The organism is Vampirovibrionales bacterium, assembly GCA_016712355.1.
GTDB lineage: Bacteria > Cyanobacteriota > Vampirovibrionia > Vampirovibrionales > Vampirovibrionaceae > JADJRF01.
Genome location: JADJRF010000005.1, coordinates 2245795 through 2269999, shown reverse-complemented (window position 1 = coordinate 2269999; position 24205 = coordinate 2245795). Strand labels below are relative to the sequence as shown.

The 24205-nt window shown below is 58.3% G+C and carries 12 protein-coding genes and 1 tRNA gene; 11 read left to right on the top strand and 2 right to left on the bottom strand.

What is annotated here, in order from left to right; translation table 11 throughout:
- Window positions 1-300 precede the first annotated feature (300 nt).
- The 3 genes from IPK79_11855 to gatB all read left to right on the top strand — a co-directional run bounded on the left by IPK79_11855 (window position 301) and on the right by gatB (window position 14006).
- Window positions 301-11445, top strand: coding sequence for a filamentous hemagglutinin N-terminal domain-containing protein (locus tag IPK79_11855; GenBank protein MBK8191130.1), 11145 nt, complete (start codon window positions 301-303; stop codon window positions 11443-11445).
- Window positions 11446-11538: 93 nt separating this feature from the next.
- The gene (locus IPK79_11850) at window positions 11539-12474 is read left to right on the top strand and encodes an HD domain-containing protein (GenBank protein ID MBK8191129.1); all 936 of its coding nucleotides are present in this window, start codon (window positions 11539-11541) and stop codon (window positions 12472-12474) included.
- Window positions 12475-12545: 71 nt separating this feature from the next.
- Complete coding sequence (gene gatB / locus IPK79_11845; protein ID MBK8191128.1) at window positions 12546-14006, top strand: Asp-tRNA(Asn)/Glu-tRNA(Gln) amidotransferase subunit GatB; 1461 nt, start codon at window positions 12546-12548, stop codon at window positions 14004-14006.
- A 25-nt stretch (window positions 14007-14031) separates the two neighbouring features.
- Here gatB and IPK79_11840 read toward each other — a convergent pair whose 3' ends face one another.
- Window positions 14032-15045 (bottom strand): Gfo/Idh/MocA family oxidoreductase, encoded by a 1014-nt coding sequence (locus IPK79_11840; GenBank protein MBK8191127.1) that lies wholly within the window; start codon window positions 15043-15045, stop codon window positions 14032-14034.
- Window positions 15046-15212: 167 nt separating this feature from the next.
- Between IPK79_11840 and alr the strand changes: the two genes are divergently transcribed.
- The gene (gene alr, locus IPK79_11835) at window positions 15213-16427 is read left to right on the top strand and encodes an alanine racemase (protein ID MBK8191126.1); all 1215 of its coding nucleotides are present in this window, start codon (window positions 15213-15215) and stop codon (window positions 16425-16427) included.
- 424 nt (window positions 16428-16851) lie between these two features.
- On the opposite strand, the gene IPK79_11830 is transcribed toward alr, so the two are convergent.
- The gene (locus IPK79_11830) at window positions 16852-17508 is read right to left on the bottom strand and encodes a hypothetical protein (protein ID MBK8191125.1); all 657 of its coding nucleotides are present in this window, start codon (window positions 17506-17508) and stop codon (window positions 16852-16854) included.
- Window positions 17509-17964: 456 nt separating this feature from the next.
- Between IPK79_11830 and IPK79_11825 the strand changes: the two genes are divergently transcribed.
- The 7 genes from IPK79_11825 (at window position 17965) to clpX (ending at window position 24117) form a co-directional block, all read left to right on the top strand.
- The gene (locus tag IPK79_11825; protein ID MBK8191124.1) at window positions 17965-18987 is read left to right on the top strand and encodes a phosphoribosylaminoimidazolesuccinocarboxamide synthase; all 1023 of its coding nucleotides are present in this window, start codon (window positions 17965-17967) and stop codon (window positions 18985-18987) included.
- Window positions 18984-19673, top strand: coding sequence for a phosphoribosylformylglycinamidine synthase subunit PurQ (gene purQ, locus IPK79_11820; protein MBK8191123.1), 690 nt, complete (start codon window positions 18984-18986; stop codon window positions 19671-19673). The genes IPK79_11825 and purQ overlap by 4 nt, the downstream gene beginning before the upstream one ends.
- 31 nt (window positions 19674-19704) lie before the next feature.
- Window positions 19705-19779 (top strand) — tRNA-Gly (locus IPK79_11815).
- 49 nt (window positions 19780-19828) lie between these two features.
- A complete protein-coding gene (gene tig, locus IPK79_11810) occupies window positions 19829-21346 on the top strand; it encodes a trigger factor (protein ID MBK8191122.1) in 1518 nt (505 codons plus the stop codon).
- 77 nt (window positions 21347-21423) lie between these two features.
- On the top strand, window positions 21424-22050 hold the full coding sequence (clpP, locus tag IPK79_11805) for an ATP-dependent Clp endopeptidase proteolytic subunit ClpP (protein MBK8191121.1): 627 nt from the start codon (window positions 21424-21426) through the stop codon (window positions 22048-22050).
- A 119-nt stretch (window positions 22051-22169) separates the two neighbouring features.
- Entirely contained in the window at window positions 22170-22721 is a 552-nt protein-coding gene (locus IPK79_11800) for an ATP-dependent Clp protease proteolytic subunit (GenBank protein MBK8191120.1), read from the top strand.
- Window positions 22722-22812: 91 nt separating this feature from the next.
- Complete coding sequence (gene clpX / locus IPK79_11795) at window positions 22813-24117, top strand: ATP-dependent protease ATP-binding subunit ClpX (GenBank protein ID MBK8191119.1); 1305 nt, start codon at window positions 22813-22815, stop codon at window positions 24115-24117.
- The last annotated feature ends 88 nt before the right edge of the window (window positions 24118-24205 follow it).

Here is a 24205-nt window from a genome sequence, read left to right as displayed (position 1 = left end):
AGAATCATACGGAATTGTACGTTTCCACGCTCCGGGCGGGATCCTGCGTCTTCAGGAGGAAGGCGAAAAATCCTGCAATTGAAGGAGTAAGGCTTGCGTTAACAGGAGGTTTTGCTCGCTCAACGCCTCTGCCACGATGGAAGAAACGACTTTTCCGGTGAGGTCCCGGTAAAATCCATGACACGAGCGTTTTGCCATAACGGTTCTAAGCGGTCCGCGTCCCCGTCGGGGCGTTGGCTGTCTGCTGTGTTGGCTGGGATGCTATTATTTTCGGTTCCGTTTCTCAATTCACCTTCCGCCATGGCGTTACCGACTGGGTATGCTGTGGAATCCGGCGACGTGCAGTTTGATCAGCCAGACGCCAATACGCTGAACATTACCAGTCGTTCGCTTCAGTCGATCGTCCGTTATCAGCAATTTGATATCGCTGCCCACGAACGGGTTAATTTCTTTCTGTCGCTGCCGCAAGGCAGCCTGTTGAATTACGTGATCGGCGGTCAAACGTCTCGTATTCTGGGCGCGATGAACGCCAACGGTCATGTGTTTCTCGTGAATCCCGCCGGAATTGAGATTGGTCCCATGGCCCGGCTCAACGTGGGATCGCTGGTGTTGTCCACCCTGTCAATGAAGCCGCAGGACTTCATGGCGCGCGACTATACGTTTCGCCGCGATCCGGCGCAATTGGCGGCGGCGTTGAGGAACGAAGGCCACATTGAGGCGGCTCCCGGCGGCTATGTTGTTCTGAATGGCCCGGCGGTGGCCAATACGGGCAATATCCATGCGCCCGGCGGCAGCGTCCAGATTGCCGTCGGAGATGAGATTGCCATGCGTACGCCGGACGGCGTGGCGGTACAGGTGCGCGTCGACAAGGCTCTCAGCGGCAAGGTTGAAGGCTATCAGGACGCTATCCGCAATGCGGGCACGATTGCGGCCAACGACGGCCTGGTGCGACTTCAGGCAGATTTATCCAGGCAGCTTTATGCCCGCGCGATTAACAATACCGGCGTGATTCAGGCGCAGTCGATCACTCGCAACGGCCAGGGACAAATCGCCTTGCAGGCCGCCAGCGAAGATCGATCGGCGTTGGTGGTAAATACGGGCGTCATTGACGCCAGCGCGGCGACAGAGCAGGCGACGGCGGGAGATGTGTCGATTCAGGGTGACGCAATCACTTCTTCCGGTCAGGTATTGGCAACAGCGGCCGAAGACGGCGCGGGCGGCTCGATTGACATTGCCTCTCGTCAGCAAACGCGTCTGGAGTCGGGCGGCGTCACCTCGGTTGCGGCGGTGGGCGAGTCGGGTTCGGCGGGTAGCGTGCGCATCTGGTCGGATGTCGATACGCTTTTTCAACGCGACGCGCTGATCGATGTTCGTGGCGGACGACGCCATGGCGACGGTGGGTTTGCGGAAGTCAGCGCGCAAAACACCGTGATTTACGAGGGGCTTGCGCGAGGCGAGGCGCCGGGCGGTACGGCAGGCTCCCTCCTGATTGATCCGGTGAATATCGTAATTCAGAATGGCGGGAGCAACCCCGGTGGCGGGACAGTGGCTTATACCGTTAATCCGGGAGCAGATTCTGCGTTTGATCCGTCATTTTTTAGCGGATTTGCCACGGTTAACTTGCAGGCGACCAATGATATTACGATTGTCGATGCCTTTGATCTGCCTGCGACGACCAGTTTTACGCTGTCGGCCAATAATGACATCAATATCTACAACGCCTTAACCGTTGGCACGAATGCCACCGCTTCCACTCTTACCCTGACGGCCGATGCGGCCAATGGCAGCGCCAGTAACGGCGTGGGCAATATTTATCTGCGAAACGATGGCAGCATCACCAAGCTGGGTTCTGGCGCGATGACGCTGACGGGAAGCAATATCACCCTGGATGGCGCGATGACGCTGGGCTCCGGTTCCGTGACGATGAATGCCAGCAATCATCTCACCCTCAACAATACTTTGAGCGTCGCCGCCAATGCCGGTATTTCGCTGACCGCTGACGCCAATCTGGCCGGCGCGGCGAGCAATGGGGTTGGCGATTTGCAGATCACCGCAGCCGGCGTTATTTCCAAGCCAGGGACCGGGACTCTGACGCTGAATGGGGCCAACGTGACGTTGGACGGGACGTTCTCCTCCTTTGGCGCGGGTAACGTGGGCATTAACGCCAGTAATCATCTCACCCTGAATACCCTGCTGGCGATAGCCGCTAATGGGGCCGTATCCTTGACGGCGGACGCCAATCTGACCGGCGCCGCCAGCAACGGGGTCGGTGATTTATCGATTACCAGTCTGGGCGGTATCACCAAACCGGGAACCGGCGCGTTAACGCTGGCCGGAACCAACGTCTCAATCGATGGTGATATCAGCAATGGATCCGGCGCGTTAACGGCCAGTGCGAGTAACGATTTGACGCTGAATGCCGCGGTCGTCAACAGCGGGGCCAATACCTTCAATGCCGACGCCAACCTCACCGGCGCTGCAACCAACGGCGTCGGGATTCTGACGATTACGGGGGCAGGATCGATAGCGGCCAGCGGCAGTAGTACGCTTACTCTGAGCGCGCCGACGATAGATCTGGACGGAACGCTGAACCCCGGGACAGGCCCTATCGCCTTTCTCACCAGCCAGGTCTCCCGTCCTATCGAAGTTGGCGGCGGATCGTCGCTGGCTGATGCAGAGCCTGGCAGTGCGCTGTGGATCTCCGATCAGGAGTTAGATCGGATTACGGCGGTAAACTACAACACCATCTTCGGCAGCACGACGCATACGGCGGGGATTACCGCGGTAGGAACCTTCTCAAGCGGGCGTCAACTGGAATTCAGAACACTGGGAAGCTTTGTTTCCAATGTGGGCGCGCCGATTTCTACTACGAATCGCCAGTTGGTGATTACTGCCAATACGGTGGATATTAATGACACTATCAGCATCGGCAGCGGGGCGCTGTACATTCGCCCCACGACGCTGACCCGCGCGATCGAGCTAAACGCCGCCGGCGCCATCACGGACGCCGAACCTGCGCTGCTTTCGGTGAATGCTGCCGAACTGGCGCTCTTATCCACCACCGGCAGCCTGAATATCGGACAAACGACCACGACCGGCGGTCTTAGCATTTCAGGATCCATCAATCGCGGATTTGATCTTAATCTTTACAACAGCGCCAGCATCACGCAGCCCAGCGGCGTTACGATCACGCTCACTGGCTCAAAATCGCTGATTCTTCAGGCGGATAGCATTGATATTAACGACGCTATTAACGTGGGCGCCGGCAATATCACATTGAGCGCTTCCGGCGCCGCGCGAGCTACGCAAATCGGCGGCCCCGCCCTGCTGGGCGATGTCGAGCCCGGCGGTAACCTCCTGATTTCTGATGCGGAATTGGCCTTGCTCACCAATACGGGCACGCTCACGCTGGGCAATACGACATCGACGGGCGCCACCACGGTCACGACGCCTTACGGCTTTGGTAACCGCAACCTGTCGATTGCCAGCAACGGCTCGACCATTATTAACACTGGATCCGCGCTGTCAGTCTCTTCGGGTAAAAGTATTAGCCTGTACTCCCAGACGCTGGATCTCAACGCGACATTAGACACCGGCGCCGGGGTGGGGAACGTGAATTTTTATACGGCGCAAGCGGCGCGCAATATCGAGGTGGGCGGCGGCGTCAGTACCGCTGATGCCGAGCCGGGAGCGGCCATGCGCGTCAGTAATCCTGAGCTGGCGTTACTGACCACCGGCACGGTGACGATCGGTAACGATAATACCGGCACGTTTACCATTATCGGAGCGACTAATACGAATGCCGCCAATTTGTCGTTGTACGCCCGTAATCTCATTACAGTAAACGCTTCCAGTCCGATTACGCTGGCGAATAAAAACCTGACGGTGCGCGCCAATGATGTCGCCATTAACAGCGCGCTGGACGTCGGAACCGGCATAATGACGTTCGTTGCGCGAGATACGACCCGGCTGTTTAATTTGGGCGGGCTTTCGTCTCCGGGCGGAACTTTGGGGGTGAGCAATCCCGAATTCGCCTATCTCAGCGCCGGTACGATCGTTATTGGCAGTACAAGTTATACCAATGGACTGACAATATCGGGCGATGTGACGGTCAATAGTCCTTTGACGCTCATCAATACGGGAACGGTAGGCAGTTATACAGGTATTCGCCAGACCGCGGGGACCATTACGACCAATAACAGAAATCTGACCCTGCAAGGCAATCAGGTTGATCTGGATGGCGTCATTAACGCTGGAACGGCAACGGTGACAATTTTACCGGCCAGTGCGGCGCGTCCCGTTACTTTGGCCAGTAGTCTGGCGTCTGGGGCGAGTGAGACGGCGCTGAGCGACTTGAACATTTCTATCAATGAGATGAATGCCATTACCTCTGGGCAACTGACCGTCGGAACCACGTCCAACACCGGCGGAATCACCATTGCGGGGGATTTTGATCTGAGTTCGCGCTATAACCTGTCGCTCATCAATGCAGGCGTCGCCGGAACCACGCCCGGCTTGACGGCAAGCGATCGTTTTTTCAATACGGGCGCCAAGTGGATTGACGTCAACGCCGTCAGTTCGTCGATGAGCTGGACGACAGCGGGCGATAACCGGGCCATCTCGCTGCGCAACGTCACCGCCAATGGTGGAACGACATTTGGCGCGACGGGCGATAATAGCGGTATCAGCCTGAGCAGCTTGAGTTCGACCGGCGGAACGACGATTTCAACCGAAGGGCTGGCCAGTCCGGTGCAGATTGGCGCCTTGACGTCGTTTGGAACCGGCAATGTGAATGTGCTGATGGATGCGCTGCAAAGCGACCTGAGCATTACCGGGACTTTCATCCATAACGGTGTGGGCGGCAGTACCGTGCGCCTGAATGCGGGGCATAGCGCCGATGGACTGACGCTGTATAACGCCGCTGCGGCTTTGTCGCTGGGCGCTGGGTCGACGATTGCCAGCGGCGCGACCAAAAATCTGTCGGTTTTCACGGGCGGGGGGAGCGTGTTCAACACGACCAGCCTGTTTAACCGCAGTTTTACGTTTAATAACCTGCTTTTCAGGACCGCGGCCGATAACACGGGGCTCGATTTTTCAGCGGCAAGTAAGCCTTTGGCTGCTTTCACGGCCGCGAATCTGACGCTGCAAACGCAGGGGGCCAACAGCGCGATTCTGCTTGGGGGCTCTGTTTCCGCCAGCGGGAATCTGGATATTCTTGCCGCTCGCAGCAACGTGACGTTGGCGGGCGCCCTTTCGCAAAGCGGCGGCGCAGGGACATCGGCGCGACTATCCGCCGGATATGATGCATTGGGCGTTTCTCAAAATGCCTCTGCGGCGCTCTCTCTAGCGGGCGTGACGATTGCAAACGATGCCGCCAAAGATGTCAGCATCTGGAGCGGCGGCGGCGGGGTTTTCAGCAATGCTTACTTCAATAATGCCATTGTCCTGAACTCCCTGGACCTGCGCAGCGCCAGCGCAGCGACAATCAACGTGGGTTCAACGCTGGCCTCGACGATTAACGCGCTGACTTTCCAGACGCTGGGCGACGCGTCCGTCAATAACAGCGGGAGTCATCTGACGCTGGGCGGCGCAGGCGGTCAAACCCAGGTCGGCGGCGTCCTGACGGTTCAGAATACCCAAAATGTGCTGACGGGCGCAGATATGACCATCGGATCGCTGTCGCTCGCGACAACGGCCGCAAACGGCAGCGTAACCCTTGCGCATGACGTCTCCGCTACAAACGGGCTTGCCATTACGACCCATGGAACGGGCGCCCTGATCGCGCAGACCGGCGCCGATATCACGTCGATCAACGGTCCTGTGACCCTGCTGAGTCGAAGTCTGGAGATGCAGGGAGCCAGCCTGATTCAGGCGGGTAGTGGCGTATTGACGCTTGCGCCCAATGCCAGCGGCGTGGACATGGCGGTTGGCGATGCGGGCGCGGGGTCGGCGACATACGACATTAACGCCAGCGAGTTCTCGCGCCTGTCTGGGGCGTCGCTCGTGATCGGCGATACCGCCAAAACGGGCGGATTAACGCTGGCGGGCGATCTGTCGACCAGCAACCGGTTTAATTTAACGCTGCGTAATGGCGGCAATATAACCGGCTCAGGACGCGCCGTTACGGCGGATAATCAATCCATCGCGTTTGAAACGCCCGGCGCGGTGACCTTGGGCGCGGTCAGCGGCGCCAATACAATCCTGACGCTGGACGCGGGAACAGGGATCGCCACCCAGGGCGCCGTGGCGCTCACTGGAACGGGATCAGCGTCTTTCATCACCCGCAACAACGGCGCAATTGCCATTAACGAGAACGTGTCGGCTGCCAGCGGATTTTCTGCGACTGCGGATGGAAGCGGTACGCTGAGCGTGGCGACCGGCAAGAGCGTGTCGACGCAAAACGCCCTGTTGGCGATTACCGCACGTGATGTGGCGCTCAATGGAACCTCTACGCTGAATGCGGGCTTCACGGGCGCCGTAACGCTTAAGCCGAATGACAATGTGGCGATCTCGCTGGCTTCCGGCGGCGCGGGTGCGGGGCCGTTTGATGTCAACGCCAGTGAACTGGGACGTATCACGGCGGGGAGCCTGCAAGTAGGGGATACGGGCAAAACAGGCGGTCTGACGATTCTGGGCGATATTAATCTGGCGGGGCGTTATCATCTGGATCTTCAGAACGGCGGCGATATTACAGGCGCGGGCGTTTCGCTGGCAAGAGGCGGTAAGATTCTGACGCTGGCTTCAGGCGCAGATGTTACGCTGAGCAGCTCAGCCGTCGGCGGCCTTTTCGATATCAGCGGCATTACCGCAAATAATCTGTCGTTGATCGCGAGCGGCGCCAATGCGCCCATCACGTTGGGCAGCGACGTTAGCGCGCATCATCTCACGTTGAAAACCCTCGCCTCAGGAAGCTCGATTGCCACAGGCGCGCTTGCCAGCAGCGGAAATCTAGATGTTTTATCCGCATACGGCAATGTTACAGCCAGCGGGGCTGTCTCGCATACCGGCGGCGCGGGGACTTCCGCAAGATTGTCGGCGGGATATGATGAATTGGGCGTTTTACGCAACGCCGCCGCGCAGGCGTCGCTTCCTGCGGCGAGTCTCAGCATTAGTGCCGATGCAACGAAAGCGGTCCGCTTATGGGATGGGGCCGGGACGGTCCTGAGTCAGTCATGGCTGAATACAGGCGCTACGCTGTCCACGCTGGATCTGCGTACTGCCGCCAGCGCTAATCTGGGCTCGCAAGCCGCGCCGCTGACGCTGAATGCTTCGCAATTAATTTTAAAAACCTCGGGCGACGCCTTTCTGCAAACCAACGGCCCCTTGACGTTGGGCGGGGCGGCTGCGGGCGAGACGATCGCCATTGGTGGAACGTTTTCACTCGACTCGCTGGGCGATGTGACGGTTGCGAACGCGGTTACGGCGCAAACGATGCTGCTTAGCGCCGCTTCCGGGGGCGATCTTTATCTGGGCGATGGCTTAAGCGCTGCGCCGGGAGCCGTATGGCTTGACGGCTCCGAATTGGGCCTGCTCAGCGCCAACCAGATAACCTTTGGCCGCGACGTCGCCACCGGGGAAATCCGTCTGGGGACGGCGAATTTATCCGCATCAGGAGCGCATGTGACTTTAAACGCCTCCGGTCCGATTACCGATGGATTAAATAGCGCCAATACCGTGAATCTAACGCTCGCTTCCGGCAAAAATCTGTCGATTACGGGCGGCGGCGGCGTGGGCAGCGGCGTAGTGGGCGCGAGCGGGGCGGGCGATGTTGGCGTTCTCACCAGCGGCGGCGCAACGGTGAGTATTCTGACCAATGGACAGGATGTGCATCTGTATCACGGCGGTTCGTTGTTAATTGACGCCATTCAGGCAGGCGCCGGCGCTGTCCGTCTCGCCAGCGTCGCAGGACTCAGCGGTATTACGGGCGCAGGGCCTCACATTTCGACCACAGCGAACTTGTCTTTGTCGAGCGGCGGCGTCATTGGCGGGCCAAGCTCGAACGGCCTGATAATCGATGCGGGCGCGGTGACTATCACCGGTTCTGGCGGAAACGCGATTACCCTCACTGATGTGGGGACGCTGACCCTGGATCGCATCGTCACCGGCGGCGCGGGCGATATCAAGTTGAGCGCAGCGGGCGCAATCGATGATCTTGACGACGCAGGCGATAACATCGCGACCACGGGCACGCTATCGCTGACCAGCGCGGGCGCGATTGGCGGCGCGACGGCCCAAGGGCTGAACATCAACACCGGCGCCGTGACGGTCACCAGCACGGGCGGCCATCACGTGACGCTAAGTGACAGCGGCGCGCTGACGCTGGATCGCATCATCACCGGCGGCGCGGGTAATGTGAGCCTCACCGCAGCGGGCGCGATTGATGATCTTGACGACGTAGGCGACAACATCGCGACCACCGGGACGCTCTCGCTGACGAGCGCGGGCGCCATAGGCGGCGCGACGACGCAAGGGCTGAACATCAACACCGGCGCCGTGACGGTCAGCAGCACCGGAGGCCATCACGTGACGCTGGTCGATAGCGGCGCGCTGACGCTGGATCGCATCATCACCGGCGGCGCGGGTAATGTGAGCCTCACCGCAGCGGGCGCGATTGATGACCTTGACGACGTAGGCGACAACATCGCGACCACGGGCACGTTATCGCTGACGAGCGCGGGCGCAATAGGCGGCGCGACGGCGCAAGGGCTCAACATCAACACGGGCGCCGTGACGGTGAGCAGCACCGGCGGCCATCACGTGACGTTAAGCGACAGCGGCGCGCTGACGCTGGATCGCATCATCACCGGCGGCGCGGGCGATATCAAGTTGAGCGCAGCAGGCGCGATCGACGATCTTGACGACGTAGGCGACAACATCGCGACCACGGGCACGCTATCGTTCACAAGCGCGGGCGCGATTGGCGGCGCGACGGCGCAAGGGCTGAACATCAACACCGGCGCTGTGACGGTGAGCAGCACGGGCGGCCATCACGTGACGCTAAGCGACAGCGGCGCGCTGACGCTGGATCGCATCATCACAGGCGGCGCGGGCGATATCAAGTTGAGCGCAGCGGGCGCAATCGATGATCTTGACGACGTAGGCGACAACATCGCGACCACGGGCACGCTATCGCTCACAAGCGCGGGCGCGATTGGCGGCGCGACGGCCCAAGGGCTGAACATCAACACGGGCGCTGTGACGGTGAGCAGCACGGGCGGCCATCACGTGACGTTAAGCGACAGCGACGCGCTGACGCTGGATCGCATCATCACAGGCGGCGCGGGCGATATCAAGTTGAGCGCAGCGGGCGCAATCGATGATCTTGACGACGTAGGCGACAACATCGCGACCACCGGGACGCTCTCGTTGACGAGTATGGGCGCGATTGGCGGCTCAACTGCGCAAGGGCTGAATATCAACACCGGCGCCGTGACGGTCACCAGCACCGGCGGCCATCACGTGACGCTGGTCGATAGCGGCGCACTGACGCTGGATCGCATCATCACCGGCGGCGCGGGGAATGTCACCCTAAGCTCGGCGGGCGCGATTGACGATCTTGACGACGTGGGCGATAACATCGCGACCACCGGGACGCTCTCGCTGACGAGCGCGGGCGCCATAGGCGGCGCGACGGCCCAAGGGCTGAACATCAACACCGGCGCCGTGACGGTCACCAGCACCGGCGGCCATCACGTGACGCTGGTCGATAGCGGCGCACTGACGCTGGATCGCATCGTCACCGGCGGCGCGGGCGATATCAAGCTGAGCGCAGCAGGCGCAATCGATGATCTCGACGACGCAGGCGACAACATCGCGACCACCGGGACGCTCTCGCTGACGAGCGCGGGCGCGATTGGCGGCTCAACTGCCCAAGGGCTGAACATCAGCACCGGCGCAGTGACGGTCACCAGCACCGGCGGCCAGAATATCACGCTAAGCCATAGCGGCGCGCTGACGCTGGATCATATCGCGACCGGCGGCGGGGGCGATATCAAGCTGAGCGCAGCAAATGGCATAATCGACTTGAATCTCGCCGATACGGCGGCGCAATTGGTTACGACCGGCGCGATTGATCTGACGGCCCTGTCAGGCTCAATCGGTAGCGCCACGAATGCGCTCGGCGTTGCTCCCGGAACAGGGGCGAGCGCCTTAAAAGCTGCGGCCCCACAGGGAGGCGTCTATTTAAAAGCGTTTTCTGCGCAGACGCGTGTGGACAACATGACGGCCAATGCAAGCAGCGGCGCGATAGTCCTGACGGGCGGCCATGTCACGGTTGGGGCGGGGAAGATCCTGTCAGCTAAAGAGATTAGCCTGATAGTCGACGCGCTGACGTTAGATGGCAGCCTGAGCGCGCCCACCGGGACGATTGCCATTACGCCGGGCAATCGCTCGGCCTCCATCGGGCTGGATCATGCTGCCAGCGCATTTAATCTGACCACCGCAAATTTAGCGAATATTACAGCCGGAACGCTGGTCATGGGCGATGCCTTGACCCAGGGAGATATTACTCTCGGTGTGACGACCCTGGCTGGCGGATTAACGCTTTCGACCACAGGCCGCGTTCACAACGGGACGGCCGTGGGCTCGAACGCCGTCAACGCAACTCTGGGATCCGACTCCAACTTCCGGATTCAAGGCGGCGGCGCTATCGGCTCAGGGCAAGTAGGCGCTGCTGACAATGATTTAAAGATTCACTTGAGCGGCGTGGGCAAGTTGGATGTTAAAACCAACAACGCGCCCATTTATATTAATCTGACCCATGGCGGCTATCTGGGGCAGGTCAACGCCGGGAGCGCGGGGATTCAGCTTTCTGCCGGCAATACGGCGATCGGCAGTCATGGGAGTCTGTTAAATGGTAACGGAGCCGCTTATAACCTCGTTGCGGGGGCCGACTCTTCTTTAATAAGCGGTTATAACGGTTCGTCCAGTATCGGATCCCAAAATGACCCGATTCGGGTCCTGATGCCGAGCGGTCAGCTGCGAATTCAAACGTTTGGGGCCGATAATGGCACATCGATTAACCTGACCGGCAATGTCGCCAATCCCATTGTGGTGGTGAGTCCTCCGCCTGGCGCTATTGTGACCAATGATCTTCAGTTGATCCTGCCGGCTGCGGAGCCGACGGTACAGGCGGTGCAAACGCCCTATTTACTGGATCATAAAGTATTTCCCGGCGGATTCCTGGAAAAGCGGGATACGCATAGTTTTTCACTTCGAGGGTCAAGTGAGAACGAGGATGTGCTCACCGTCAGACGCATAGAGCCCGCGCCCATTCCTGAAGCGGATCTGCTTGACATGGGTCCTGCCCCTGTTCCACAAGCAGAGGAAGATCCGTCAGAACTATTGGATCAAAATCTGCGTGTTCGTAAACGCGTCAAAACTTCTGGTCTTTATGGCGCAGGAAGTCCAAGCGTCAAACGGGTCCTGGGATCAAATCCTCGTTAAGAGTAAAGACACAAAACAGGACTGCGTCGCTGAGATTTGTTACTTGCGATTTTCGTAATAAAATAATCGCTCGCTGAATGATTTGTGTTTTTTATGAGCGTTTTATCTTCTCTTTTACGCCCGGAAGTTCGCGGACATGAACGATGGCCCAGTCAAGGCCCGGCTGCCGTCCGACCTTTGCGCTTTGGGCAGGATTTCCTTGAAAATCCGGACGCTTTTTATAGCGAGCGGCTGAATCAGGCCATGGCGTTTGCGCTGGAAGCGCACCGGTCTCAAAAACGAAAAGGGCGTCAAACGCCCTATATGGCGCATTTGCTTACCGTCGCGGCTTATGTCTTGACGTTTGCGCCTATTCAAAAGGGACACTCCGTTATAGAGACGGACACTCTGCTGAAAAGCACCGGCCATCGCGTGGATATTACGCTGGAAGATGCCTACATTGCAGCCTTGCTGCACGATGCGATCGAAGATCAAGGCGGCGCGGAGATGAAAGCCCGGATTCGCCAGCGTTTTGATCAGGCGGCTTTTGGGCCTGTCGTCAGCGAGCTGGTCGATTACTGCACGACGCACGACCCGCCGGACGGCGCGCCGCCGATAGATTACAATGCCAAAAAGCGAGCTCAGCTGATACGCGTGGCCTACGAGGCTCCCCAAACCGCGACGCTCATCGCCGCTTGCGACAAGTTGGCCAATATTCGCGACACGGTTCAGGAATACGCAGAAGAGGGCGACCGCTTTTGGGAGAAGTTCAAGGTCAGTCGCGCCCAGAAATTGCGCTATATTGACGATATTGCGGAGGTCTTCACGGCGTGTGGTCGCGTTCCGCAAGTGGCCAATGAAATTTCGCAAACGGTTCGACGCTTGAAACGCCTGATCCGTCGCAACGAGAACCCGATTGTCCGGTTGTGGCGCCGCTGGGTGATATTGCCTTTGCAGAAAGCGTATCAGCAGGCCTCTCAAAAGATGCTGCATCGTCTGCGCGGCTTGCGCGGCGCGCCCGCTTCGGCTGAACCGGCGCTTGGGCTATAATAAACCCCAGCTCGTGAGAACTTGTCGAACTTACGCTCTGAAGCCCTATTCAGCCAAGAAAGACCGTTGCCATGGCCAGCGCCGTTACTCCTGCTACTACGTACGAAACCGTTATTGGGCTGGAGGTACACGTTCAGCTCAAAACCGCCTCCAAGCTGTTTTGCCCTGATTCGACGACGTTTGGTCAAGCGCCCAACGTCAATACCTGTACGGTCTGTCTGGGATATCCAGGCGCGCTGCCGGTTTTAAACCGTCAGGCGGTGGAATACGCCATTATGCTGGGCTTGGCGATTCATTGCGAGATTGCGGAAGTCTCAAAATTCGATCGCAAGCATTACTTTTATCCTGATTTACCGAAAGCGTATCAGATTTCGCAGTTTGATATGCCCCTGTGTCAGCACGGCTGGATGGAGCTGAACAGCGGGCGCCGGGTGCGGATTCTGCGCGCCCACCTCGAAGAGGATGCCGGCAAGCTGGTGCATGCGGGCGCCGATGGCTTGTCGGGTTCCGATTACAGCCTGTCGGACCTCAATCGCGCCGGAACCCCGCTGCTGGAAATTGTCAGCGAGCCCGACCTGCGATCCGGCGAAGAAGCGCGGGAGTATTTGACGCAACTGCGCAACATCGTGCGCTATCTGGGGGTGTGCGACGGCAATCTGGAAGAGGGGTCGATGCGCTGTGACGCCAATGTGAGCGTGCGTCCCCTCGGCGAGCAGGCGCTGGGCGTCAAGGCCGAGATCAAGAATATGAACAGCGCGCGCGCCCTGCAACGCGCCATTGAGTATGAAGCCCAGCGTCAGATCGAGCTGATTGAAAGCGGGGGACGCGTCATCCAGGAAACCCGCCTGTGGAATGAAGCCACCGGCGTGACGCTTTCGATGCGAGGCAAGGAGGGTTCCGCCGATTACCGCTATTTCCCCGAACCAGACCTGCGCCCGCTGGTCGTCTCGCGCGAATGGGTAGAACGCCTGCGCGCCGCCTCGCCGGAATTGCCGCATCATCGCTTTGAGCGGCTCACCGGAGAATTCGGTTTGAGCGCTTACGACGCAAATCTGTTGGTGGACGTCAAAGAACTGGGCGATTGCTTTGAGGCCGCCGCTGCGCTGACGCCGCGCTATAAAACGCTCGCCAACTGGCTGATTGGCGACATTACCGCCGCCCTGAAAGCCGACAGGCGCTCGCTGGCCGATACCCGCCTGACGCCGCAAGCCCTGGCCGAGCTGGCGGATCTGCTGGAAGAGAATGTTATTTCCTCGGCGATTGCCAAGAAAATACTCCCCGACGTTCTCAACGACGGCGCCTTGCCGCGCGTGCTGGTTGAAAGCCGGGGACTGGCTCAGGTGAGCGATACGGGCGCGTTGCGCGATCTCGTCGCTGCGGTGATCGCGGATAATCCGCAGCAGGTAGAGCAATACCGCGCCGGAAAAGACAAGCTGTTGGGCTTCTTCGTGGGGCAGGCCATGAAGCGCTCCAAAGGCTCCGCCAATCCTGAGCTATTGGCCCCGATTATTCAGGCCATGTTGGCGGAATAATCAGCGCTTTTTAGCGGCAGAAGCTTTAAATTAAGGCGTGGGCGGCTTCCAGCAGGCCGACAATGGCGCACCCGTCAGCGGCGTCGGTGCGAGGCGGATGATTGTCGCGCACACAGTTTAAAAAATGCTGACATTCCAGCTTTAAAGGCTCGATAGCCAGATAGTCGGCGAATTCGCGGACCGGAATGGGGTCGTCCTCTTTGCGGAAAATCTGAAGTTTGCCGCTCTCCAGCGTGTCATCCAGCACGGCGGTCCGCTCAGAGCCGCGCACGATGAGCTTGACGTGCTTATGCGGATGAATCCAGCTGACGTGAATATGCCCGCCGATGGGCCGTCCGTCCGCGCCGCCGGGAAACGCCAGTTCCAGGTGCGCCACGTCAATGCGCTGATCGGGGCTGGTGCGGTGGCCTTGCGCCGAAATAATCCGGTCCGGCTGTGCGCCGAGCAGATAGGCCATCATGGATAAATCATGCGGCGCCAGATCCCACAGGACGCTGACGTCTTGTCGCCACGGGTTAATATTGAGCCGATCGCTTTGAATATAGCGAATTTCACCCAGAAAGCCTTCTTCAATCAGTTGCCGCAGACGCGTCACGGCAGGATGATAAAGCAGCAAATGGCCCACCATCAGGATGCGATCCGTCTGATCCGCCAGCTCGCAGAGGGCTTGCGCATCATCGCGGCGAATCGCCATGGGTTTTTCGACGTAAACATGCTTGCCCGCCTGTAACGCTGCGCTGGCCAGCGCGAAATGCGAATGACTGGGTGTGGCGATGACCACGGCGTCGATATCCGGGTTCTGGAAAATCTTGTCCGGCCTGGAAGTGAGGGGAATCCCCTCGTAAGCCTTGCCAACGGCAAGCAAATGCTCTTTGTCGAGATCGCACAAGGCGCCGAGAGCTTCCAGATAGTGGAAGTTCCGCGCCAGATTGCGGCCCCAGCGACCGCAGCCGATGACGGCCACGTGAGGCGTTCTTTCGCGAAGAGGCGCGTCAAAATTGGAGGCGTACGGGGTGGGCGTCATTGAAGATAGCGTCATGTCACGCGAAGCCTTTCGCCGAAAAAGCGCTGGAAGCGGGCGGGCGCGGATCGCGTGAGACGCGCCTATTACAGGCTATCATAAAGGAGCGGTTCTGCGTAAAATAAGGGCTTCTCGCCCGGCGCGACGCCGCCCTTCGCTAAAAGCGACTCACAGGAAACGCGCGATTGAAATTTTTACGCGGGCAACCCGCCCAAACCCGACGCGACGCATGGCTGGAAGTAAATTTAAGCGCCATTGAGCGTAACGCGCGTGGTTTTCGCGCCGCAATGCCTTCTCATGCGGGCATGATGGCGATCGTCAAAGCGGATGCTTACGGCCATGGCGCAGCAACGCTTGCTCCTGTACTCGAAGCCGCAGGCGTGGCCATGGCAGGCGTCGCCTCGGTCGATGAAGCCTTGCATTTACGACGGGCCGGGCTCTCGATGCCCATCCTCGTGATCGGCTCCGTGCCCGATTGGGCGATGCGCCAGGCGGCGGAAGAAGATATTCGGCTCACGGTATTCGATGACCGTCATCTGGACGGCGTTCGCCGCACGTACGCGCAGACTGGCAGGCCCATGGCTGTTCATGTCAAGATCGACACCGGCATGCACCGTATCGGCGCGCCGTGGGAAGATGCCCCGGCCTTCGTGCGTCGTTGCCGGGCGACTCCCGGGCTGATTCTCGAAGGGATATTTTCGCATCTGGCGTGCGCTGAAACCCCGGATGCGCGAGAACGTCAGCAGTCCCGATTTTTTCAGACGCTGGCGCAATGCGGCCCTCTGCCGCCGTTATGTCATCTCGATAATACGGTCTCGACGCTGATGCGCTTAACCGAACCCGGGACATGGCCGTCTGAACTCGCGATGGCGCGTCTGGGGCTCGGACTTTACGGTTACAGCGGTTTCAGCCAGGGATTTTTGCCTGAGGCGGCTCTGGTTGATGTCCTACAGCGCCTGGCTCTGACGCCCGCCATGGGGCTGAAGGCCCGTATTGCGCACCTGCAACCTGTCGCCGCTGGGGAAGGCGTCAGCTATGGCGCTCATTTTGTCGCGCCGCGCGAGGGCGTCCGCCTGCTGGCCACCCTGCCCGTGGGCTACGCCGATGGCCTGCCCCGCGCCCTCTCCCAGCGCATATCAGGATGGCTGCGCGGCGCGCGCGTGCCGCAAGTGGGCGTGATTACCATGGATCAACTCATGATCGACGTGTCAGCGCTTGAATCGCCCGAAATTGGCGAAACCGTCACGCTATTGGGCCCGCAAGACGCCTGCGCCCAGTCGCCTCGCATCACTTTGGGCGACTGGACGCAGGCGTTGAGCGTCGTCGGGTATGACGCAATTGAGTATGAGCTGATGTGCGCCTTGCGCGTGAGACTCCCAAAAACCTATATCCGCGATTAAATTTCCAAAAGAAAAACCTGCTTTTGAAGACGACTGCCGGGAGGGGGCGGGGGAACCCAATGGGAGAGGAACCGGGACGTCAAAGCAGGTTGAATCGAGCGAGTGGTGAGAAAACCGGTTGAAAGAGAGTGGGGTGAGGAAGTGAGTCTGAATGCCAAAGTAGCTGCTACCAAAGCGAGCCTGATCCGGCCGGTAAGTTGATAGGCAAAAGCTCTCTCCTGAAACGAAGGGATGCCAACGCGGTGGCCCAGCGTGAGCATCGCTTGGGGATCAATCGGGAATGTCTTTGAGAGTGGGCGTTGTGATGCAAGGTAAACGGTAAGAGTGTAGATGAGACATCGGCCCGTTTATGGCGAGGCTTGCAATCTCATAAGGTTATAAAAACATTATTAAGGATAAATTTGTTATCGCCGCTAGATGTCTGTTACAAAAATTTTCTTCTACTGCTGTAATGACAGGCGCCCGATTTCTGGGGAGGCTGCCCCTCGGCGGAAATTTCTGTCAAAAGGTCGTTGGTTTTTTGTCCGGTCGGCTTGTCAGGGTTGAAGTATAAAACGACTGCTTCTAGCACCAGCTCTCTTAGCTGCTCTGCGCGCTGAAGGTTAATGCCTTCTTTTTTTGGTCCTAAACCGGGGATCAATGCGTTGCACACAAGGGGGCCCCCGGGAGATTGTTTAATATTCAATCCTTTGCCGCCTAACCCCTTTACCATACAGAGATGGCTATGCAGGCCCGTTGTGCTGATAGCGCTTTTGCTTGTTGAGGATTGTTCATGGATAAAGCGTGCTGCAGCCCCGTGAAATTGCACATCCCATTGCGCGCCATCGATGAGAACAGTCGCATTGAATGCAATAGGGCTATCCGCAGCTAATAAGCGCTCTAAAGTCAATGGCGGCGGGGGTTTTTCCTGAACGGGGGGAGGCGCGCCCAGCAATTGCTCGGCTATTTGAAAGGACCACATGATCCAGCCCATAAAGAAATTGGGCGGCGAAGGCGCGGCTTCTTCATTCTGGTTTTTTATACGCGCGTTGGCAACTTTACAGGTTGGCGCCTGCCCCTCTCCTTGCAGAAAAGTCAACACGGGTCCTGCGCCTGTTGTGCCGAAGCGCAAGCGCGGCGGGATGGCCCGGACGTAAGCAGGGGGGCGCGGGGTGGTTACGCGTGTCATGGGAGATCCATACAGTCAAAGATTTTTGGGGAGGACGGCTCGTTTATGCCGGGCTCGCCATACAGGGATGCTTCATGCAAAATCCCTGAATCCGGGCAATTGCGTGCGCCCGAAAAGACGCGAAGGCTCGCGCATCATACCGCAAGGTCGGCTATTCTCTGCGGGATAGCCGACCTTGCGCCGCTTTACTCGATGAATCGTTGCGGTTAAAGTGATTATCGACCGGATTCCAAAAAACTTGAGGGTTTTTTTGAAAATCCGGATCATCTTAATGATTCACCTTTCGGTGTGAGCCGAGACGGCTCCGGCGGCTGGTTTGGATTCCTGTTTGCTTAGCTTGTGTGATTTTAGAGAAGGGCGGAACGCGCCATGACGGCTCCCATTGATGCGCTGATTCGCGAAGGTAAGGCCAAGCGTCTGTTTCAAGGCGCGCAGCGAGAAGAAGTGCGCGTACAGTTTAAAAATTCGGCGACGGCCTTCAACGGCGAAAAATTTGCCGAGTTCCCCGGTAAAGGCGCGCTGAACGCAACGATTTCCGCCATGCTGTTTGAGTTTCTGGAGGCCAATGGTCTTCCGACGTGCTTCCTCGGACGCACTAACGCCGATGACGCCCTTATATACCGCTCATTGACGATGATTCCGCTGGAAGTCGTTGTGCGTAATCGCGCTTACGGCAGCGTGCGTAAACGGTTTGATCTGCAAGAGGGCGTTGTGTTTAGCGCGCCTCAGGTTGAGTTTTTCCTTAAAGACGATGCTCTGGGCGATCCGCAGATTTCCGAAGCCATGATCGTCGAGCGCGGTTTGCTGCCGTCTGGCGTCACGATCGACCTGCTGCGTCGGCGCGCCTTGCAGGCCAATGAGCTGTTCATCGCTTATTTCGCGGCCCGCGATATTGTCTGCGCCGATTTCAAACTGGAATTTGGCGTCGACGCTTCAGGCGCGCTGCGGGTAGGAGACGAACTCAGTCCCGATAATTTCCGTTTGCGGGACGCGCAAACCGCGCGCGTGCTGGACAAAGACGTCTTCCGTCAGGATCTTGCCGATCTGGTGGAAACCTATCAGGCGCTGCTCGCGCGTCTGCAATCGATTCCAAACCCGACGAACTTCCCTTTGCGTCGTTACGACGTCGAAGTCTTCATCTCCAGTCGCCAAAACATCTTGAATCCCGAAAGTCGCGCCGTCTTGAATTCCCTGCGCGCCCATGGCCATGCCGAAGTGAGCGCGCTTCGCGCAGGCAAGCGCTTTGAACTGACGCTGGAAGCGCCGACCATGATCGCTGCCGAGCGTCACGCTGCGGCTATCGCCGCCGAAGTGCTGTCCAATCCGGTGATTGAAGACGCGGATTTCCGTATTGCGCCTGCGCCCGCACTCGTTGGCGAGCGCTTGTCATGAAGATCGGCATCGTCGTTTTTCCCGGTTCCAATTGCGAGCAGGACTGTCTGGACGCCGTCACGCAGGCCATGGGCGCGCAAGGCGCATATTTATGGCATGACGAGACGGACTTGTGCGGCGTCGATGCGGTTCTGTTGCCCGGCGGATTTAGTTACGGCGACTATCTGCGCTCCGGCGCGCTGGCGCGCTTTTCGCCCGTATTGCGAAGCGTGCGCGCGTTTGCCGAAAAGGGCGGGCCGGTGCTGGGCATTTGTAACGGTTTTCAGATTCTCTGCGAGTGCGGTCTCTTGCCAGGCGCGCTGGTCAAAAACCGTTCGTTGCGCTTTCAATGCCAGGACGTCGCTGTGGAGGTTTGCCGCGCTGACACGCCCTTTACCAACGCGTATTCTGCCGGTCAGGTCCTGCGCTTGCCGATTGCGCACGCGGAAGGCAATTACTACGCGCCGCCCGAGACCATTCAGGCGTTAGAGGCGAACGGGCAGGTGATTTTCCGATATCAGCAAGACGTTAACGGTTCAGTGGGAAATATTGCGGGCATTTGCAACGAGAAGCGAAACGTCGTCGGCTTGATGCCGCACCCGGAGCGTAACCTGTCGGCGCAACCCCCCCTGTGGAACGGAGACGGCGCGGGGGCCTTCGAGTCGTTGAAGCGCTTCCTCTTGAAATCGTCGTTGGCTTCGCTATAGAATAGTCGCCACTGGAATCAAGGAGCCCGTTGCGGGAGTAATTCAGTGGTAGAATGCTTCCTTGCCAAGGAAGATGTCGCGAGTTCGAATCTCGTCTCCCGCTCCACCTTTATTTCAATCACCCCTCGTTAATTAAAAAGGGAATGGGACGCGCTGTGACGGTTAAATCTGAGATCAATCGCCAGGACAAGTTTCTCGCCAAAATCAACCTCGAAATCCCGCCAGAGCAGGCGTCTCAAGAATACAACAAGGCGTGCCGCCGCCTCAGCCAACGGATGAATATCCCTGGCTTCCGTCGCGGAAAAGCCCCGCGCGGCGTGATTGAAAAAACCGTCGGCATCGACCGTATTAAACAGGAAGCGATGGATCGGCTTCTGCCGCCCGCTTTTGCCGATGTTATCAGCGAGCATCAGCTTGATATCGTGGCTCCGCCACAGATCGAAGAGTTTAAATTCGACCTTGCCGCCGGTATTTCGATTCGCGCGCAAGTGGAACTGCGACCGGACTGCCAATTGCCGGATCTGGCTTCGCTAAAGGTGGCTGTCGAGCGCTTTGCTCACCCTCAAGATGCGATGGATAAGGAAATCAAGGCGCTATTGGAGCGCATGGCCTCTCTGGAGCCGGTCGTCAGCCGCGCTGCGGAAGCCGCTGATATCGTCAACATCGATTTTTCTGGCTCTGTCGATGGTCAGCCTGTCAAAGGTGGATCGGCGCGTAATTACCGCCTTGATCTTGCCAATAACAATTTTATTGATGGCTTCGCCCAGCAACTGATTGGTCATCGCGTGGGCGAGGAGTTCGTCATTCAGGTGACGTTCCCTGAGGCGTATCACGATGCTGATTTGGCCGGAAAGCCCGCGGAATTCAAGGTCAAGCTCAACGACATCCGTCAGCGCATCGTGCCCGAATTAAACGACGATCTGGTGCGCAAAATGGGTAAGCACGAGAGCGTCGACGCGTTCCGCGAGGAAGTGCGGCAAGCGATGGAGTCTGCTGCCGAGCGCGAAAACCAGTTCCGCAAGCAAAAAGCGCTGACTGAGCATCTTGTTCGCGAGGCTGATGTTGAAATCCCTGAGTCGATGGTCGCTCGCGAGGCGCGCCTGCTGATGGACGAGATTAAAAACCGTCTGCGCAGTCAGGGGCATTCGTGGGAACAGTTTATCGAAGCCCAGGGCCAGGAAAAAGTCTGGGACAACCTGCGTTCTGAAGCCGCCCAGCGGATTAAAACCAGTCTGGTATTTGGCGCTGTCGCCAAGCAGGAAAATATCGTGGTAGGCGAAGAAGAGTGGGCCGAGCAGGTGCGCGATTTGTCCATGAACGCTAACGTTGACGAAAAAACCGTCATGCGTCAGCTTGCCAATAACCCCGGCGCGTCGCAGTCGCTTAACGATCAGATTCTGAGCCAGAAAATTATTGAGCTTCTGTGCGACCGCGCGAAATTTGAATGGGTGGACGCGCCTCCATCAGAAGACGCGCCCTCGTCGCCGCCTGCCGCGCCTGAGAAAAAATCGGAACGGCCCGCCCCTAAAACTGAGAGCGAGCCATCTGCCGAGAAAGCCTCCGCAGAGGCCCGCGTCGAGCCCGCCCAGCCTGAGAAAGCGATTGCCGCCGCTCCCCCTGCCGCCGCTTTGGGCGACGACGAGGAGTTTGAAGTTCTCGAAGACGAAGACTAGCGTCGGCGCTCTCGTCGAGGGCCTGCTTGTCGCCCTGCCAACCTGCTTCATTCGCGTTTTTTACGAGAGAGGATCCTATGACCAGCTTGATTCAGCCCCCTGCGCACGCCTTTGTTCCCATTGTTATTGAGCAATCGAGCCGCGGCGAGCGATCCTTCGATATTTTCTCGCGCCTGTTACGCGAGCGCATTATTTTTCTGGGGACGCCGATCGATGATTACGTCGCCAACGCCATTGTGGCGCAATTGCTGCTGCTGGACTCTGAAAACCCTGAAAAAGACATCATGCTGTACATCAACAGCCCCGGCGGCAGCGTGACGGCCGGTTTTGCCATCTACGACACCATTCAGCACATCCGCTCCGATGTCTGTACGATTTGTCTGGGTCAGGCGGCGAGCATGGGCGCGTTTCTGCTGGCGGCCGGAGCAAAAGGCAAGCGTATGGCCCTGCCTCATTCGCGCGTGCTGATTCACCAGCCTCTGGGCGGCGCGCAAGGTCAGGCAACCGATATCGAGATTCAGGCTGCGGAAATCAACCGCATGAAAAAGCTGCTGAATGAGATTCTGGCGGAAAATACCGGCCAATCGCTCAAGAAAATCGAGAAAGACACGGACCGCGACTACATCATGTCCGCCGAAGAAGCCGTCGCTTACGGCATGGTCGATAAAGTCATTACAAAGGTGGAAGAGCCCAAAAAAGACTGATTGGGTCTTAATAAGGGCTCCCAAAGGATGACGTCTTCGTGAACGGCTCTCTGGAAATCGTCTCTCGACGCCCGGGCGTGCCGGTGGTCGTTGAGCAATCCTCGCGCGGCGAACGCGTGATGGATGTCTACTCTCGTCTGATGCGCGATCGCATTATCCTGATTGGCGACGAAGTCGACGAAGACGTAGCCAACGTCGCCATTGCGCAATTGCTGCTGCTCGACTCTGAAAATCCTGAAAAAGACATCATGTTGTACATCAATAGCCCCGGCGGCTCGATTTACGATGGTCTGGCTATTTATGACACCATGCAGCTTATTCGCGCCGATGTCTCGACCGTTTGCGTGGGCGAGGCGTGCAGCATGGGCGCCGTGCTGCTAGCCGCAGGCGCTCCGGGCAAGCGCTGCGCCTTGAAAAACAGCCGCGTGATGATTCACCAGAGCGCGGGCGGCAAACGCGGCCAGGCCAAGGATTTGGAGATTTACGCCGCTGAAATCAAGCGGCTGGAAAAAATGTGCAACGATATTATGGTGAAGCACACGGGTCAGTCGCTTTCTAAAATCGAAAAAGACCAGGATAGAGATTTTTTCATGTCCGCAGACGACGCGTGCGCCTATGGCATCGTCGACCGCGTGATCACTCGGGTTGAAGCCGCTGGATCAGGCGAGTAGAATACAAGTAGAATAGAGGAACCAATAGACCCGCAAAACCCAAACGCGTCGCGTCTGTGGATCCGGCGAAATGCCGAGGAGACGTTTCCCCATGGCCAAACAGGAAGATAGCCGACTTCGCTGCTCGTTTTGCGGCAAGAGCCAGGATCAGGTCAAAAAGCTGATCGCTGGGCCGGAAGTGTACATCTGCGACGAATGCGTCGAGCTGTGCAATGAGATCCTCGACGAGGAATTCTTTGAAGGCGAAGAAGGCGAAAAGCCCGCTGCGCCGCCGGAACTCACCAGCGTTCCCAAGCCTCAGGAAATCAAGGCCTTCCTCGACCAGCATATTGTCGGTCAGGATGACGCCAAAAAGATTCTCTCTGTGGCGGTCTATAACCACTACAAGCGTATCAACCATAATATTGCCGCCAGCGCCGAAAAAGGCGATATCGAGATTCAAAAGAGCAATATTCTGCTCATTGGGCCGACTGGCAGTGGTAAAACCCTTCTGGCCCAGACGCTTGCCAAGCTGCTCGACGTGCCTTTCGCTGTTGCGGACGCCACGACCCTGACTGAGGCAGGCTATGTGGGCGATGACGTTGAGAATATTCTGCTGCGCCTGTATCAGGCCGCCGACTACGACGCCGCCAAGGCCGAGCGCGGAATTGTCTATATTGACGAAATCGACAAAATCGCCCGCAAGTCCGAAAATCCCAGCATCACCCGCGATGTCTCCGGCGAGGGCGTTCAGCAGGCGCTGCTCAAGATGATTGAAGGCACGATTGCCAACGTTCCCCCTCAGGGCGGACGCAAGCACCCGCATCAGGAATTTATCCAGATCAATACGGGCAATATCCTGTTTGTCTGCGGCGGGGCCTTTGTCGGGCTGGATAAAATCGTCGAAAGCCGTCTGGTCGCCGGTAAATCCGTCGGCTTTGGCAGCGATCTCCCGCGCTCAGCGCTAGAACGCGAAATTCTGGCCGCGCGCCGTCTGAAAGAAATGCAACCGGATGATTTGCTCAAATACGGCATGATTCCCGAATTCGTGGGCCGCATTCCCGTTAACGCCGTTCTGGATCCGTTAGATGAGGATGCTCTGGTCCTGATCCTCACCGAGCCCAAGAACGCTATTTTCAAGCAGTATCAAGAATTGCTGTCGATGGACAATGTTGCCCTGCACTTTGATACCGGCGCAGCCCGCGCCATCGCCAAAGAGGCGATCAAGCGCAAAACCGGCGCGCGGGCCTTGCGCTCGATCGTTGAAGAGCTGATGCTCGATATCATGTATGAAGTGCCGTCTCGCGACGACGTCAAGTCCATCACCATCACTTGTGAGATGGTAGAGAAAAAGCAGTCGGCGCTGGCGCAGATTATTCCCTTGCCGGACAAAAAGCTGCGCGGCGAAACCGCTTAGCCCTTCTTCTCCCCGGAAACGCGCGTCATCCTGAGGCTGAGGGTTGGTATCTGGGCGCGCAAGCGTGCAGTGAAAAAGGCATGCGCAC